Raw genomic sequence first — 15,242 nt, 5'->3', positions numbered from 1 at the left:
AGCAATCGCCAGAACGGCGGGGCCGGGGGTCAGGCCACCGAGCAGCGCAGCGCCCACAATGATCCAGAGGTTGAGCTGATCAAGCACAAGCTAGCCTTTTGCCAACAGCCGCGCCGCCGCCGGTGCGAAATAGGTCAGTATGCCGTCGCAGCCCGCCCGTTTGAACGCCATCAGGCTTTCCATCATCACGCGGTCATGGTCCACCCAGCCGTTGGCGCTGGCCGCCTCGATCATCGCGTATTCGCCCGACACCTGGTAGGCGAAGGTGGGCGCGCCGAAGCTGTCTTTGACCCGGCGGCAGATGTCGAGATAGGGCAGGCCGGGTTTGACCATGACCATGTCGGCCCCTTCGGCCAGGTCCCGTTCGATCAGACGCAGCGCCTCGTCCGAGTTGCCGGGGTCCATCTGGTAGGTTTTCTTGTCGCCGGTCAGTGCGCCCGATGCCCCGACCGCGTCGCGGAAGGGGCCGTAGAAGGCGGAGGCATATTTGGCGGCATAGCTGAGGATCATCACGTTCTGGTGGCCTGCGCCCTCTAGCGCTTGCCGGATCGCGCCGATACGTCCGTCCATCATGTCCGAGGGGCCGATGATGTCTGCGCCGGCCTCGGCCTGGCTGAGCGCCATTTTGACCAGGGCTTCAACCGAGCGGTCATTCACGATCTCGCCGTTTTCGACAAAGCCGTCATGCCCGTTGATGTTGTAGGTATCAAGCGCCACGTCCGTCATGATCGCGATGTCCGGCACGGCCTGTTTGATGGCGCGGATGGCCCGGTTGGCGTGGTTTTCGGGGTCCCACGCGCCTGCGCAATCCTCGGTCCGTTCTTCGAGCCCGGTATAGGGGAAGATGCAGATGGCCGGGATGCCAAGATCGGCCGCTTCACGGGCAGCCTCGACCGCCTTGTCGACCGACCGGCGGACGACACCCGGCATGGAAGGAATGGGTTCTTCGATGCCTTCGCCGCTGCGGACGAAGATGGGCCAGATGAAATCATCTACCGTCAGCGTATTTTGGCGCACGAGCCCTCGGATCGCGGGGCTTTGGCGGGTGCGACGCAGACGGGTGGCAGGGTAGGATGCTTGGGTGGGGCGCATGAAAGTGTCCGGTTTGGGTGACAGTGCATGGGTGGCATGGATTTTTGCAGTTGCCAAGTCTAGGCACCGTGTCGTCTCCGCGCTAAGAGGGACGTCAACTCAGGCAAGAAGCCCCTGCGCGGGGCAACAGGACAGCGCGTGGACTGGTACGACACAATCTTTGAATTGATCGATATGCGCTCGTTCTCGAACCTGTGGTTCTGGATCGCGCTGGCGGTTGTGTGGTCGACAGCAAGCCATTGGGTGCTGGGCGTGCCGTATGACATGGTGGCGCGTGCACGTCGCCATGGTGGTCAGGCGGCCGAGGATCTTGAGGACCTTGTCCGCATCAACACCAATCGTCTTCTTTTTATTGGTCGGGTGTCGGGGTTGTGGTTGCTGGGATTGGCCTGCTTCCTGCTGACCGGTCTTGCGCTGTTGGGGTTCGTGTATCGCGTCGAGTTTGCGCAGGCCTTGTTTCTACTGGGTTTTCCCATGAGCATGGTGGGGGCGTTGAACCTATCGACAGCGCGGCTGATTCAGGATGAACAGGCGACGGGCGAGGCGTTATGGCGGCGTTTGACCCGTCACCGGACCATCGTGCAGGCTATCGGCATGGTGTCGATTTTCATCACTGCTCTGTGGGGCATGTATCAGAACCTGTCGATTGGCCCTTTCGGCGGTTGACAGTTGAGCCGAAAGACCCAATTGAAGCCCTCTTGATCCCAATCCCTGCCGAGTGAACAGCCGCCCATGCCCGAGCAGACCCATATTACCGTGTCCGGCGCACCCGAGGGGTTTGACGCCAAGCTGATCCTTGATGAAGTGGCCAAGGGCGCGCCGGTCATGCACGTGGCCCGCGATGACAAGCGGCTGGCGGCGATGCAGGCCGCGTTGCGGTTCTTTGCACCTGACATGCCGGTGCTTGTGTTTCCCGGATGGGATTGTCTGCCATATGACCGCGTGTCGCCGAATGCCGACATCTCCGCGCAGCGCATGGCGACGCTCGCGGCCCTTGTTCACGGGATGCCCGATCAGTTTGTCCTGCTGACTACGTTGAACGCCGCGACCCAGCGTGTGCCTGCGCGCGACTTGCTGCGGGAAGCGGCGTTTTCTGCGACGGTCGGCAACCGGGTGGACGAAAGCGCGTTGCGAAACTTTCTGGTTCGCATGGGGTTTGTGCAAAGCCCCACTGTGATGGAACCCGGTGATTATGCCATTCGCGGTGGCATCATCGACATCTACCCTCCCGGTGATCTGGGGCCTGTGCGGCTGGACCTTTTTGGCGACGTACTGGATGGTGCACGCCGCTTTGATCCGGCCACGCAGCGCACTACCGAAAAGCTGGATGTGATCGAGCTGGCGCCAGTGTCCGAGGTCATTCTGGACGAGGCCGCCGTCACCCGGTTCCGGCAGAATTATCGGCTCGAATTTGGGGCTGCTGGTACGGATGACCCTTTGTACGAAGCGGTGAGCGCAGGGCGCAAGCATCAGGGGGCCGAACACTGGTTGTCCCTGTTCCATGAGCATCTGGACACGCTGTTCGACTATCTTCCCGGGGCCACAATTACGCTGGATGATCAGGTCACACCTACGCGGCTGGCCCGCTGGGAAAGCATCGAAGATCAGTACGAGACCCGGCGATTGGCGATGCAGAACCGGTCGAAGATGGACAGCGTCTACAAACCCGCTGCACCGAGCGGTCTGTATCTGGACGATGCGGCGTGGGAGGCGGCGGTGGCGGGCTTCCGCGTGTTGTCCCTGGCTCAATTGCCGCAGGCGACCGGACCGGGCGTGACAGACGCCGGGGGGCGGATCGGGCGTAATTTTTCACCCGAACGCCAGCAGGAATCCGTTAGCCTTTTTGGGGCTTTGGCGTCTCATATTAAAGCGAAAATGGCGGACGGTCCCGTTGTCATTGCCAGCTATTCCGAAGGTGCTCGGGAGCGTCTGACCGGGTTGATCGAGGATGAAGGGTTGGCGGAAGTTGTGCCGATCCAAAACGCAACCCGTATCAGCAAGCGTGGCTTGCATCTGGCGGTCTGGGCGTTGGAGCACGGGTTCGAGGCACCCGGCCTGACCGTAATTTCCGAACAGGACGTGCTGGGCGATCGCCTGATCCGACAACCGAAGAAAAAGCGTCGGGCCGAGAATTTTCTGACCGAGACGCAATCGCTGTCCGCGGGCGATCTGGTGGTACACGTGGACCACGGGATTGGCCGGTATCAGGGCATGGAGGTTGTGACCGCCGCTGGGGCTGCGCATGAATGCCTGTTGCTGGAATACGCCGAACGGTCAAAACTGTATCTGCCGGTCGAGAATATCGAGCTTCTGTCCAAGTATGGGCATGAAGAGGGGCTGCTGGACAAGCTGGGTGGCGGCGCGTGGCAGGCCAAGAAAGCAAAGCTCAAAGAGCGCATTCGGGAGATGGCGGACAAGCTGATCCGGATTGCGGCCGAACGGGCCCTGCGCAAGGCTCCGATCCTTGAACCACCCCCGGGCATGTGGGACGCGTTTGCAGCGCGGTTTCCCTACCAGGAAACCGATGATCAGTTGAACGCCATCGCTGCGGTCATGGACGACCTGACAATGGGTCAGCCCATGGACAGGCTGATTTGCGGCGATGTGGGTTTTGGTAAGACCGAGGTGGCCATGCGTGCGGCCTTTGTCGCGGCCATGTCCGGTGTACAGGTCGCTGTGATCGCGCCAACGACATTGCTGGCGCGGCAGCATTACAAGAGCTTTGCCGAGCGGTTCAGGGGTTTTCCCATTGAGGTCCGCCAGCTTAGCCGCTTTGTCAGCGCTAAGGATGCCGCGGCGACCCGCGACGGTATGTCGAAGGGTACGGCGGACATTGTTGTTGGCACTCATGCGCTGCTGGCCAAGGGCGTGCGGTTCAACAACCTCGGCCTGCTTGTGATCGACGAGGAACAGAAATTTGGTGTCGGACACAAAGAGCGGCTGAAGCAGATGCGTAGTGATGTACACGTGCTGACGCTGACGGCCACGCCAATTCCGCGCACGCTGCAATTGTCACTCACAGGCGTGCGCGATCTGTCGATCATTGGCACGCCTCCGGTCGACCGGTTGGCGATCCGCACCTACGTGTCTGAATTCGATGCGGTGACGATCCGCGAGGCGCTGCTACGCGAGCATTACAGGGGCGGGCAATCATTCTATGTCGTGCCGCGCATCAGTGATCTTCCAGAGATCGAGGAGTTTTTGAAAGAGCAGTTGCCGGAGTTGACCTATGTGGTCGCGCATGGGCAGATGGCTGCGGGCGAGCTCGATGACCGCATGAATGCGTTTTATGACGGCAAGTTCGACGTATTGCTGGCAACGACGATTGTGGAATCGGGCCTGGATATCCCGACGGCGAACACGATGGTGATCCACCGGGCCGACATGTTCGGTCTGGCCCAGCTTTACCAGATTCGGGGTCGGGTCGGCCGATCGAAGACGCGGGCCTATGCCTATCTGACCACGAAGCCGCGTGCGCGTCTGACGACGACGGCAGAAAAGCGGCTGCGCGTGCTCGGGAGCCTCGACACATTGGGCGCAGGGTTCACGTTGGCGAGCCAAGACCTGGACATTCGCGGGGCAGGGAATCTCTTGGGAGAGGAACAGTCCGGCCAGATGCGCGATGTCGGTTTTGAACTGTACCAATCCATGCTGGAAGAGGCGATTGGCAAGATCAAGGCGGGCGAGATGGAAGGCCTGATGGATGATGACGGCCAATGGGCGCCGCAGATCAATTTGGGTGTTCCCGTGCTGATCCCCGAAGAGTATGTGCCTGATCTGGATGTGCGCCTGGGCCTGTATCGTCGCTTGTCAGAGTTGACCACGAAGGTAGAGCTGGAAGGGTTTGCGGCCGAGCTGATTGACCGCTTTGGCAAGCTGCCGCGCGAGGTAAATACGCTGCTGCTGGTCGTACGCATCAAGGCGATGTGCAAGCGGGCGGGGATTGCCAAACTGGATGGCGGGCCGAAAGGGGCGACGATCCAGTTCCACAATGACAAGTTCGCCTCGCCGCAGGGGCTGGTGGATTTCATTCAGGACCAGCGCGGTCTGGCCAAGGTCAAGGACAACAAGATTGTCGTACGCCGCGACTGGAAGAAGGATGCCGACAAGATAAAGGGGGCCTTCGCCATTGCCCGCGATCTTGCAGAAAAGGTCGTGCAGCAAAAGAAGAAGGCAAAAGCCTAGGCCACGGCCTGTTCGGCCCGGCGCATCATTTGCATCAGGATCGATGCGACAACGCATGCGATCAGCACCATCGCAACCAGTGGCATGGGTGTGCCGTCAAACATCAGTCCCATAGGTGAGGCGAAGGCGGCCCCGAACACGGTCGATACGGCCCCGATTACCGACGCGGCCATGCCTGCAATGTGGCCCATCGGTTCCATCGCGATGGCGTTCAGGTTCGCGACGGTCAGGCCGCCCTGAAACATGACGCCCCACTGCCAGAAGATGTAGAACCAGAACAGGCCTGGCATGTCGGCCACCATCCAGAACACGAAGATGGTTGAGATGATGACTTGTGCCGTCAGCGCCCATGTCACCAGTCTTCGCATCCCGAACCGCCCCACGATCGCGGCATTCAACAAGCTGGATACGCCAGAGGCCAATGCGATGGCCCCGAACCAGAGCGGGAAGCTGTCAGCCCGGTCAAAAGATGTTTCGAAGATGGGCTGCACCATGGTGAGGATGGAAAAGAGGATCATCAACATCAGCGTTTGAACGCAGATCGACAGGCGCACTGTGCGATGCATGAACATCTGCCGTACTGCATCTTTCATCAGTGACCAACGCAGCGGGCGGCGATTTGCCGGCGGCAAGGTTTCGTCGATGCGCGTGCCGAACCAGATCAGCAGCAAAACCGCAAAGATAAGGAACGCCGGGAAAATCGCCCGCCATCCGGCCGCGTCCGCGATGATCTGGCCCAAGAGGGGGGCAATTGCAGGCACCAGCAGAAAAACCATCATGGTCAAGGACAGAATGCTGGCCATGGCACGTCCCGAGTAAAGATCACGGATGATCGCAGCGGACACAACCCGTGGACCTGCGGCGCCCAGACCTTGCAACACGCGCGCTGCCAGCATCAGTTCAAGTGTGGGCGCCACCCAGCTGAGCACAGCCCCAAGTGCGTAGACTGCAAGGCCCACATACACGATGGGCTTGCGCCCGATGGCGTCCGACAACGGGCCGGTGACAAAGGTGCCAGCGCCCATACCAATCACGAAAAAAGTCATGACCAGCGCGGCCTGTGCCACCCCACCCGGAGCGATTTCGGTTGCAATATCTGGCAGAGCCGGCAGCATCGCATCAATAGAGAACGCAATCGTCGCAAACATCATCGCCATCAAGGTGATGAATTCGGCTTTGCCCAATCGTTGTCCCTTAGGATCGGTCAAGGTGACTGCGGCCCTTCTCGGCTTCTTGTGACACGACATCGCGCCACATTGGCCGTCTAATTCGAGAATGGCAACGACTTATGGTTGAAAATCTATCGTTTGGTCAAATTGTGAACGTTCGGAACCGTCAGGTCGCGCCCTCGCTCAATTCCGAGATCACCTTTGCCCAAAGTTCAGGCGGTTGTGCACCGGGAACCGCGTGTTGATTTGCCACGACAAATGTGGGTACCGATCCGATCCCCATCTGGCGGCTATGGGCATCCCGCGCGGCGATATCGTCGCGATCCGCATCCGAGGCCAGAAGACGCCGCACAACGCTGGCGTCCATGTCGATACTGTCCGCGATATCGGCCAGAACATCGTGATCTCCGATATCCCGCGTGTCCACGAAATAGGCTTTGAACAGGGATGATACGGCTGCTGTCTGTTTGCCCTCGATCCCGGCCCAGTGGATCAGGCGATGGGCGTCGAGTGTATTGGGCGTGCGTTTCATCCCTTCGAAGTCAATCTTGAGACCCGCCTTTTCAGCATGTTCAACAACCGGTGCATAAGCACGCACCGCACCTTCCTTGCCGCCGAACTTGCCTTCCAAATAGGCGCGCCGGTCCATACCTTCGGCAGGCATATCGGGGTTCAACTGAAAGGGGTGCCATTCGATGACGAACGGGTGATCCGGGTGCGCCTCAAGTGCCCGATCCAGATGGGCCTTGCCGATATAGCACCACGGGCAAATGGGGTCGGACATGATATCGAGCTTGATCGAATTGGACATCAGGGGGCTTTCGTCGCTAGTGGCCAGAACAACGGCAATCGCCGCCGCACCAGCTTGCCATTCGCGCCTGTAGGCAGCATGGGCAGGTGAACATAGGCGCGAGGTTGCTTGTATCGCGCCAGCTTGGTGTCGACATAGGCACGCAAACTGTCCTCGTCCAGAGGTGTGTCGGCTGTGTAGAAGGCGGCGATGATGAAGACGCCCGGCTTGACTTGGATCTGCGTGACCCCAACAGCGGTCAGGCCAGGGGCATCCGCCAGGACCGCCTCGACCTCGAGCGGAGACACGCGATATCCACCCGCATTCATCATGTCGTCATTGCGGCCCAGATAGGTGATCTGTCCGTCATCATCCATTGCCCCCACATCCCCGGTGAGAAACCAGTCCTTGTCAAAGCGAGCTGCTGTGTCTTTGGGGGCGTGCAGGTATTCCAGCATCAGGCCGGGATCGGATCGATGCACGGCAATGGTGCCAGGCGTGCCACGCGGAGTGGGGCCATGGTCACCCAGGATGGCAATATGCCGTCCTGCCTGTGGTTGGCCCAACGCACCCGGCCTGGCTGGCTTGGCGGGGCTGGCCGAAATGAACGTTGAGCATTCTGACATGCCGTAGGCTTCGAAGAGGTCGGTACCGGTTGCGCGTCGCCATGCGTCCAGCGTGGTTTGTGGCAGCTTTTCCCCCGCGCTCAGACCGTGTCGCAGATTCGGCAATGTCGGCAGGGCTGTCCGGTCCATCATCTGACGATATACGCCTGGCGCTGCTGCAAAGATCGTGGCTTTGTGTATTGCCAGAAGCGAACCAAGCGCGTCGGGTGGTGTGCCCGCTGTCGGGATGAGGGCCGTTGCCCCAACGGTCCATGGGTCCATCAATCCTGTGCCCAGCGTGTAGGTCCAATTGAATGCCCCTGCATGCATCAGCACATCGTCGTTGCGCAGTCCGTACCATCCGTCATGCATCATCTGCCGTGCCCAGATGGCGCGGTGCGCATGGGCCACCGCCCGAGGCTGGCCCGAGGTTCCGGACGTATAGATAATGTAACCCGGCCGTTCAGGGTCATCCATGTGCCAGTCGGCACCTGGATGTTCACGCAGGGCCTGCAACGTGGCGAGGCCGATTTCCGGTGCGCCGGGGGCTGTCGTTACATCCGGATCCCGCAGGATCAGCCGCGGGCGTAGGTCTGATACGATCTGTGCCACCTCTTCTTCCGTCAATGCTGCAGATGTCGGGACGGGGACCAGCCCCACGGCCAGTGCCCCCAAATAGGCGATGGGAAAGTCGATCGTGTTCCCCAGACGCAGCAGCACGATATCGCCAGGGATGCATCCTGCGGCCAGAAAGCCCCCGCCGGTGCCTAATACAGCACGTTTCATGGCGCCATAGGACATCGATTTGGCAGTTTGCCCTTCTACGACGGATACGGCAATTTTGTCCGGGTACGTGTCGGCGCGATGCAAAACGTGCGCGGCCATGTTGAACGGGGTCGGGTAGGGTGGCATCGGACCGCTGTTGACGATGCTCAGCATGGGTGGCGTTGCAAGCATGGGGCCTGCGTCCTATAGAGGTCGCCATGCAAGGAAAAGATCCCAAGACGCTGATCCAGATCGCCCGCTCCACGGGCCAGGACGAAACGGCTGAACCGCTGGATTTGGGCGCGCGTGTGCGTGAGCTGCGCAAGGCGCGTGACTGGACGTTGGAGCAGGCGGCAAACCAGGCCGGATTGGCCCGGTCGACCCTGTCCAAGATCGAAAATGGACAGATGTCGCCGACTTACGAGGCACTCAAAAAGCTGGCCATAGGCCTTGAGATCAGCGTGCCGCAACTTTTTACCCCGCCGGAAAAAGGCCAGATCAACGGCCGCATGGTGGTGACGCAATCGGGGCAGGGCAATGCGCAAGCCACGGTCACCTATGAACATGAGCTGCTGGCAGAGACGCTGACCAAGAAGCAAATGCTGCCCTACCGAGCACGCGTGCGTGCGCGGTCGATGGACGAGTTCGATGGCTGGGTGCGGCACGATGGCGAAGAATTCCTGTATGTGCTGACCGGAGTTGTCCGCCTGTATACCGAGTTTTACGAGCCCGTCGATATGCGCCGGGGCGATAGCGCCTACTACGATGCCACGATGGGACACAACGTGGTGTCCGTCAGTGACGAAGATGCTTTGATCTTGTGGGTGACATCGCTCGCTTAATGGCGCTCACGCCGTGTGCAGGGCTTGCGCGTGCTGCGACAGGAAGGCGTCAAACGCGTCCTGCGCTTCTTTCAATGACATGTCGTGGGTTGCGGCGAGGTAACTTTCGAAACGGTCTTGATCTGCCTTGAGAAAGGGCATCGCGCTGGCTTCGAGTTTGGGAAATTCCTGGCACAGCGCGTGGTAGCTGTCCGCCCAATTGCGGGTCAGATCATTCCAGTTCATGTATACCCCCGATTACCTTTGGTTTACCACGTGCGTTGATTGCATGTGGCGGCCAGCAGGTCCCACTGCAGGCCAGACATCCACCCTGCGCCAGACAATATTGCAAATTCGTGACAGTTCAACCTTTGATCAGAAGCAGTTTGCGCAGGATCGGATGTGCGATCAGAGCTGTCAAAAGTTGCACGCCGACGAAGGCCGCAACATGCCCCGGGTAAATGCCTGCAAACGTGTCGGAAAATCCGCGTGCAATGGTGACTGCCGGATTGGCAAAGCTGGTTGAGGCCGTGAACCAGTAAGCGCCGGTGATGTAGATTGCGACCAAAGTCGGTACTGCCTCGGGGCGCGAACGCAGGCCACCGAAGATCACGAAGAGCAATCCAAAGGTGGCTACGCCCTCGGACCACCATTGCGCGAGACCGGTCCGATGCAAGGTTGTGGAACTCTGCAAGACGGGCAAATCGAACATGAGGTGCGTGGCCCAGACGCCCAGAATGCCTCCCGCAACCTGCACAGCCCCATAACCAAGCGCAGGGCGCGTGGCGATGTCGCCCCGCAACCAAAAGGCCAGCGTGACTGCCGGATTGAAATGCGCGCCGGAGATCGGGCCAAGCACGGTGATAATCACGTAGAGCATGCAGCCGGTCGCGATAGCATTTGCCAGCAGGGCGATGGCGACGTTTCCGCCTGCAAGCGCCTCGCCCATGATGCCCGACCCGACCACGCCGATAAGAAGCAGCGCGGTGCCCAGCCCTTCGGCCCAGAGTTTCTGTGTCATGTCAGTGGCCGAGGGTCAGTTCGCGTCCCACCACCAGAACTGGGGCATCCAGTCCGGCCCGTCTCCATAAAGAGGGATCACATCGGGGTGTTTCATTTCTGAGACATGAGCGATGCGGCCGGTCGTGAATTGCCAGAACGGTACGACGTAGCGCCCGGCGGTCAGCAACCTGTCGAGCGCGCGCGTGGCTGCAATGCTGTCCTCACGCGTTGTGGCGGTCAGCATGGCGGTGATCATGGCGTCGATGGCCGGGTCCTGCACACCCATCAGGTTGCCGGAGCCGTCCTCGACCGCCGCGTCGGTTCCCCAATAGAACCATTGTTCATTGCCGGGGCTCAGCGACAGGGCGCGGCGGATGTAGGTCATGTCGAAGTCGAAACTGTCTTCGCGTGCCGTGAACTGAGCGCCGTCCACAAGGTCAACGGTGACGTCAATGCCAAGCTGCTCCAATGCCTGGATGTAGAGGTTGGCAATCGCCCGGTCCTCGGTCCGTTGTTGGTCCAGCAGGATAGTAAAACGCATCGCCTGACCGTCAGAGTTGCGCAGCTTGCCTTCTTGTGTTGTCCAGCCGGCCTCTTCCAGCAGGCCGATGGCACGTCGCAAGGCCCTGCGGTTGCGCAGGGTGCCGTCGCTTTCGGGCAGGGCGTAGCCTTCCATGACGCCGGGTAGCAGTTTGCCGTTGAACGGGGCAAGAAGCTCTGCGACGCGGCCCTTGGCGGCGCCCGGCTCCATCGCGAGTAGCGAGTTCGAGAAGTAGGAGGTGATGCGGGGCTGTGCGCCGCCGGTCAGCGTGTCGTTGATGTATTCGAAGTTGAAGGCGGTGATCAGGGCCTCGCGCACCCGCCAGTCATCAAAGGGTGCGCGGCGGGTGTTCATGACAAAGCCGGTGATGCCTGACGGCTTCTGGTGGGTGATCTCGGTCTTGATGACATTACCGGATTGGACGCGCGGGAAGTCATACTCGCTGTTCCAGGTTTCGGCATTGAACTCACGCCATGCAGAAATGTCACCTGCCTTAAAGGCCTCCAGCACCACATCGCCATCGCCGTAGAAATCAATTTTGATCTCATCAAAGTTGAATGTGCCACGGCGGAAGTTCAGGTCGTTGCCCCAGTAGTCCGGGTTGCGGGTCAGCGTGACATAGCGTGACCCCTCATAACCGCTGACCACATAGGGGCCGGAGCCGATGGGCACGTCGTTGATCGTTGAATTGGCAAAATCTTTGCCCTCCCACTGCGCCTTTTGAAGGATCGGACGCATCCCGGCGAGCAGGGCCAGTTCCCGGTTTTCCGTGTTGAAGGTGAAGCGGATGCTGCGCGGGCCGGTTTGTTCAAGGCTTTCGATCTGCGTCCACAGGCTACGATAGCGACCGTGCCCTTCGGTGCCGAGCTTTTCATAGGACCACAGCACATCCTCGACCGTCACGGGGCTGCCGTCCGAAAACTGCGCCTCTTCGCGTAGGGTGAATTCGACCCAGGACCGGTCCTGGTCCGTCTCAATCGATTCGGCGAGCAACCCGTAAAGGGCAAACGGTTCGTTTCGGCTGCGACCCATCAGGCTTTCATGGGTCAGAAAGCGCAGCTGCCAGGGCACGTTGCCCTTTTGAATGTAGGGATTGAGCGAATCAAAGCTGCCAGTGTTGGCCAGCGTGATGGCACCACCCTTGGTGGCATCGGGGTTTGCGTGCGGAAGGGCCACAAAATCCGGTGGAAGGGCAGGGTCGCCATACATAGCTATGCCATGGCTTGGCTCTGCTTGTGCCGTGGCGGCAAGTGATACTAGGCTCGCAAGAATCACGCCGGCACCTTTGATTTTGGTGCGTCCAATTTGGAAAAAATGCCTGCTCATTTCGTAAACAATCCTTGATCGCCCTTGTTTTGTTAACAATAGCGGCCCTTGGACATTTACGCATTATCAAACTTTTAGCTTGGACTCTTCGGGCGGATTTGCGTATAACGAGGTCACTGCTCGATAGGTTTCTTGCCTGTATGAAACCTGCCTCAATAACTTAACGCCAGCTTCGTGCTGGCGTTTTTTTTGTGCGGAAGGCAGCCGCACGAGCTGTGTAGCCATTCCTTTCGCATGTGCAGCATGACAGGATGTGCCCAGCTTTGACGAAAGGATCCCGCCCATGGCTTTTGAGATTTCCCTGACCGGTAAAACGGCTGTCATCACCGGTTCGAATTCGGGCATCGGCCTCGGGATGGCGTGGGAGCTGGCGCGCGCCGGGGCGGATGTGGTTTTGAATTCTTTCACGGACCGGGCCGAGGATCACGCGCTAGCCAAGGAAATCGCGGATGGGACCGGAACAAACGCACGCTACATTCAGGCGGACATGTCCAAGGGTGATCAATGCCGCGCCCTGATCGAAGAGGCGGGCGCATGTGATATCCTGATCAACAACGCAGGTATTCAGCACGTGGCAGGCATTCCCGATTTCCCGGTCGAGAAATGGGATGCCATCATTGCCATCAACCTCAGCTCTGCCTTTCATGCCACAGCCGCGGCCCTGCCGATGATGCGTGCCGCTGGCTGGGGCCGGGTCATCAATGTCAGCTCGGCCCACGGGTTGACGGCATCGCCGTACAAGTCGGCCTACATCGCCGCCAAACACGGTGTTGTCGGCCTGACCAAGACCACGGCACTGGAAACGGCTGAAGAGCCGATCACCGCCAATGCCATTTGCCCAGGCTATGTGCTGACGCCGCTGGTCGAAAGCCAGATCCCCGACACGATGAAAGAATACGACATGGGGCGCGAAGAGGTGATCAAGAACGTCATGCTCAAGCGTCAGCCCTCCAAGGAATTCGCAACGACCGAACAGATGGGCGGCACTGCAGTCTTTCTATGTTCACCTGCGGCGGATCAAATCACAGGCACGACCATCAGTGTCGACGGGGGTTGGACGGCGCTCTGATCCATCTTCATCTTGCCAAGTAAACTCCCGCCGGAGGCTCCTGTACTTCCCACCAGATCAAAGGGTTGATCCATGACGCGCAAGAAAATCAACGTGGCACTGCAGGGGGGCGGGGCACATGGTGCGTTCACATGGGGTGCGCTCGACGTTCTGCTGGCCGATGATCGGATCGAAGTGGCGGGGATTTCTGGCACATCTGCCGGAGCTTTGAACGGTGCGGCCGTCAAGGCAGGGCTGGCCATCGGGGGCGAAGATTCAGCGCGCGAGAACCTGGATTGGTTATGGTCACAAGTGGCCGGTATTCAGGATATGCGCATTGCTCAGTGGATGGCGCCCTTTGGCCCCGCTCAGGTGTCGCTGGCGCTGGAAAATTCGCTGCCCTATGCGGTTGGCGAAGCTGTTGGGCGCATGATGTCGCCTTATCTCTATGGCCCATTCTATCGCAATCCGCTGACAGACATTGTCGCCAAGTTCAACATGGACAAGGTCTGTTGCGAAGAGGGTCCGCAATTGTTCATCAACGCGACGCGCGTGCGCAACGGCAAGTTGCGGGTCTTCAAGCAGGCAGAGGTCACGCCGGATGTGATCATGGCGTCGGCCTGTTTGCCGACGCTGTTTCAGGCGGTCGTCGTTCACGACAGTGAAACCGGTCAGGACGAAGAGTTCTGGGATGGTGGGTATACTGGCAATCCCGCGCTGTTCCCGCTCTTTGATGTCTCATTGCCGGACGACATCGTTGTTATCAACATCAACCCGCTCGAGCGTGAGCAATTGCCGCGGACGCCGCAGCAGATCCAGAACCGGATCAACGAGATCAGCTTCAACTCATCGCTCCTGCGCGAGATGCGCGCCATCTCATTCGTGAAACGGTTGATTGACGAGGGCACGATTGAGCGCGGCAAGATGCGTCGGGTGAACATGCACATGATCGCTGACGTTGCGTTGATGAACGACCTGAGTGTTGCGACCAAGATTGTCCCGAATGGCTTTGTCATGGGGCGGTTGCGGGATGCGGGCGCGCGCGCAGCAGAGGAATTCCTGGCAGCGCATTTCGACCGGATCGGCAATGGTGACAGTGTGAATATGCCCGAGATGTTCAGTTGAACTTCTGCGATCCCTGTCACTTGGGCGGTTTGGTGGGATCTTTGCCGTTGGGATAGACCAGCCCGGCAGAGATCACCAGTTTCGCGGCATCTTCAACCGACATGTCCAACTCAATCACGTCTTCGGCCGGAAGAAACAGCAGAAAGCCCGATGTCGGGTTTGGCGTCGTGGGAACAAAGATGCTGAGCAGTGCGCCAGTGTTTCCGGCCCGTTCGCTGACTTCGCCCTTGGCCGTGGTCGAGATGAAACCGATGGCCCAGATTCCCTTGCGCGGGTACTCGATCAGGCACGCCTTTTCAAAAGACCGCTCGGACTGGGCAAAGATCGTCTCCGAAATCTGTTTGATCCCGGAATAGATCGATCGGACAACCGGCGTTCGTTCCACCAGGCTTTCCGCATAGCGGATCAGCGACCGTCCGATGTAGCCCTTGGCGATCCAACCGATGAAGACCGTGAACAAAAGAAACACGATCACGCCCACACCGCGCACGTTCACGTGGATCCAGTCCGGGTTTGGCACACGCGCGCCGTTCTGATCGATGATGCGCGGGTTGTTCAGCCAATAGTTGACGATTGCATCCGGTTGCCACGCGCTTGGTACCAGCGGCCAGACAAACCCGTCGATCCACCCAATGACGGTCCAGATCAACCAGATGGTAAGGCCAACCGGCGCAATCACCACAAGACCTGTCAGGAACGATGCGCGCACTCTTGAAAACAAACCGGGTGGCCGCGGCGTTTCTGGATCAAAAGGCGTGTTCATCGGTGTCCCG

The 15,242-nt window shown here is 59.6% G+C and carries 13 protein-coding genes; 5 read left to right on the top strand and 8 right to left on the bottom strand.

What is annotated here, in order from left to right; translation table 11 throughout:
* Window positions 1-90: 90 nt before the first annotated feature.
* The gene (hemB, locus tag Q1A75_RS00180) at window positions 91-1,092 is read right to left on the bottom strand and encodes a porphobilinogen synthase (RefSeq protein ID WP_299555044.1); all 1,002 of its coding nucleotides are present in this window, start codon (window positions 1,090-1,092) and stop codon (window positions 91-93) included.
* A 138-nt stretch (window positions 1,093-1,230) separates the two neighbouring features.
* On the opposite strand from hemB, the gene Q1A75_RS00175 reads away from it, so the two are divergent.
* Both Q1A75_RS00175 and mfd read left to right on the top strand, forming a co-directional pair.
* Complete coding sequence (locus Q1A75_RS00175; protein ID WP_299555017.1) at window positions 1,231-1,758, top strand: component of SufBCD complex; 528 nt, start codon at window positions 1,231-1,233, stop codon at window positions 1,756-1,758.
* Window positions 1,759-1,824: 66 nt separating this feature from the next.
* Window positions 1,825-5,277, top strand: coding sequence for a transcription-repair coupling factor (gene mfd, locus Q1A75_RS00170; RefSeq protein ID WP_299555014.1), 3,453 nt, complete (start codon window positions 1,825-1,827; stop codon window positions 5,275-5,277).
* Here mfd and Q1A75_RS00165 read toward each other — a convergent pair.
* The 3 genes from Q1A75_RS00165 to Q1A75_RS00155 all read right to left on the bottom strand — a co-directional run bounded on the left by Q1A75_RS00165 (window position 5,274) and on the right by Q1A75_RS00155 (window position 8,780).
* Window positions 5,274-6,485: a multidrug effflux MFS transporter gene (locus Q1A75_RS00165; protein WP_299555011.1), complete on the bottom strand. Its 1,212-nt coding sequence runs from the start codon at window positions 6,483-6,485 to the stop codon at window positions 5,274-5,276. The genes mfd and Q1A75_RS00165 overlap by 4 nt on opposite strands.
* Before the next feature lie 127 nt (window positions 6,486-6,612).
* Window positions 6,613-7,257, bottom strand: coding sequence for a DsbA family oxidoreductase (locus tag Q1A75_RS00160; protein ID WP_299555008.1), 645 nt, complete (start codon window positions 7,255-7,257; stop codon window positions 6,613-6,615).
* On the bottom strand, window positions 7,257-8,780 hold the full coding sequence (locus tag Q1A75_RS00155; protein ID WP_299555041.1) for a class I adenylate-forming enzyme family protein: 1,524 nt from the start codon (window positions 8,778-8,780) through the stop codon (window positions 7,257-7,259). The genes Q1A75_RS00160 and Q1A75_RS00155 overlap by 1 nt, the downstream gene beginning before the upstream one ends.
* Before the next feature lie 44 nt (window positions 8,781-8,824).
* Between Q1A75_RS00155 and Q1A75_RS00150 the strand changes: the two genes are divergently transcribed.
* A complete protein-coding gene (locus Q1A75_RS00150) occupies window positions 8,825-9,448 on the top strand; it encodes an XRE family transcriptional regulator (protein ID WP_299555005.1) in 624 nt (207 codons plus the stop codon).
* 6 nt (window positions 9,449-9,454) lie between these two features.
* On the opposite strand, the gene Q1A75_RS00145 is transcribed toward Q1A75_RS00150, so the two are convergent.
* The 3 genes from Q1A75_RS00145 to Q1A75_RS00135 form a co-directional block, all read right to left on the bottom strand.
* Window positions 9,455-9,673 carry a hypothetical protein gene (locus tag Q1A75_RS00145; protein WP_299555002.1) on the bottom strand — a complete coding sequence of 73 codons (219 nt, stop codon included), beginning with the start codon at window positions 9,671-9,673 and terminating at the stop codon, window positions 9,455-9,457.
* Between the two features lie 118 nt (window positions 9,674-9,791).
* Window positions 9,792-10,448, bottom strand: coding sequence for an MIP/aquaporin family protein (locus Q1A75_RS00140; RefSeq protein WP_299554999.1), 657 nt, complete (start codon window positions 10,446-10,448; stop codon window positions 9,792-9,794).
* A gap of 15 nt (window positions 10,449-10,463) precedes the next feature.
* Window positions 10,464-12,179: an extracellular solute-binding protein gene (locus Q1A75_RS00135; RefSeq protein WP_299555038.1), complete on the bottom strand. Its 1,716-nt coding sequence runs from the start codon at window positions 12,177-12,179 to the stop codon at window positions 10,464-10,466.
* 400 nt (window positions 12,180-12,579) lie between these two features.
* Here Q1A75_RS00135 and Q1A75_RS00130 point away from each other — a divergent pair, with 400 nt between their 5' ends.
* Window positions 12,580-13,365, top strand: a complete 786-nt coding sequence (locus tag Q1A75_RS00130; protein WP_299554996.1) for a 3-hydroxybutyrate dehydrogenase — start codon at window positions 12,580-12,582, stop codon at window positions 13,363-13,365.
* Window positions 13,366-13,437: 72 nt separating this feature from the next.
* Window positions 13,438-14,469: a patatin-like phospholipase family protein gene (locus Q1A75_RS00125; RefSeq protein WP_299554993.1), complete on the top strand. Its 1,032-nt coding sequence runs from the start codon at window positions 13,438-13,440 to the stop codon at window positions 14,467-14,469.
* Window positions 14,470-14,485: 16 nt separating this feature from the next.
* Here the strand turns inward: Q1A75_RS00125 and Q1A75_RS00120 are convergent, their stop codons facing one another.
* The gene (locus Q1A75_RS00120) at window positions 14,486-15,232 is read right to left on the bottom strand and encodes a DUF502 domain-containing protein (protein ID WP_299554991.1); all 747 of its coding nucleotides are present in this window, start codon (window positions 15,230-15,232) and stop codon (window positions 14,486-14,488) included.
* Window positions 15,233-15,242 lie beyond the last annotated feature (10 nt).

Origin of the sequence: uncultured Tateyamaria sp. (assembly GCF_947504105.1) — a bacterium.
GTDB lineage: Bacteria > Pseudomonadota > Alphaproteobacteria > Rhodobacterales > Rhodobacteraceae > Tateyamaria.
Note: the sequence above shows the minus strand (reverse complement) of the source record. Positions and strands in the feature narration are given on the sequence as shown.

Bases quoted from the DNA above. Each gene is read 5' to 3' on its own strand.
- Q1A75_RS00140 (WP_299554999.1), bottom strand. From the start codon at position 10,448: ATGACACAGAAACTCTGGGCCGAAGGGCTGGGCACCGCGCTGCTTCTT.
- Q1A75_RS00130 (WP_299554996.1), top strand. From the start codon at position 12,580: ATGGCTTTTGAGATTTCCCTGACCGGTAAAACGGCTGTCATCACCGGT.
- hemB (WP_299555044.1), bottom strand. From the start codon at position 1,092: ATGCGCCCCACCCAAGCATCCTACCCTGCCACCCGTCTGCGTCGCACC.
- Q1A75_RS00125 (WP_299554993.1), top strand. From the start codon at position 13,438: ATGACGCGCAAGAAAATCAACGTGGCACTGCAGGGGGGCGGGGCACAT.
- Q1A75_RS00135 (WP_299555038.1), bottom strand. From the start codon at position 12,179: ATGTATGGCGACCCTGCCCTTCCACCGGATTTTGTGGCCCTTCCGCAC.
- mfd (WP_299555014.1), top strand. From the start codon at position 1,825: ATGCCCGAGCAGACCCATATTACCGTGTCCGGCGCACCCGAGGGGTTT.
- Q1A75_RS00150 (WP_299555005.1), top strand. From the start codon at position 8,825: ATGCAAGGAAAAGATCCCAAGACGCTGATCCAGATCGCCCGCTCCACG.
- Q1A75_RS00155 (WP_299555041.1), bottom strand. From the start codon at position 8,780: ATGCTGAGCATCGTCAACAGCGGTCCGATGCCACCCTACCCGACCCCG.
- Q1A75_RS00160 (WP_299555008.1), bottom strand. From the start codon at position 7,257: ATGTCCAATTCGATCAAGCTCGATATCATGTCCGACCCCATTTGCCCG.
- Q1A75_RS00120 (WP_299554991.1), bottom strand. From the start codon at position 15,232: ATGAACACGCCTTTTGATCCAGAAACGCCGCGGCCACCCGGTTTGTTT.
- Q1A75_RS00145 (WP_299555002.1), bottom strand. From the start codon at position 9,673: ATGAACTGGAATGATCTGACCCGCAATTGGGCGGACAGCTACCACGCG.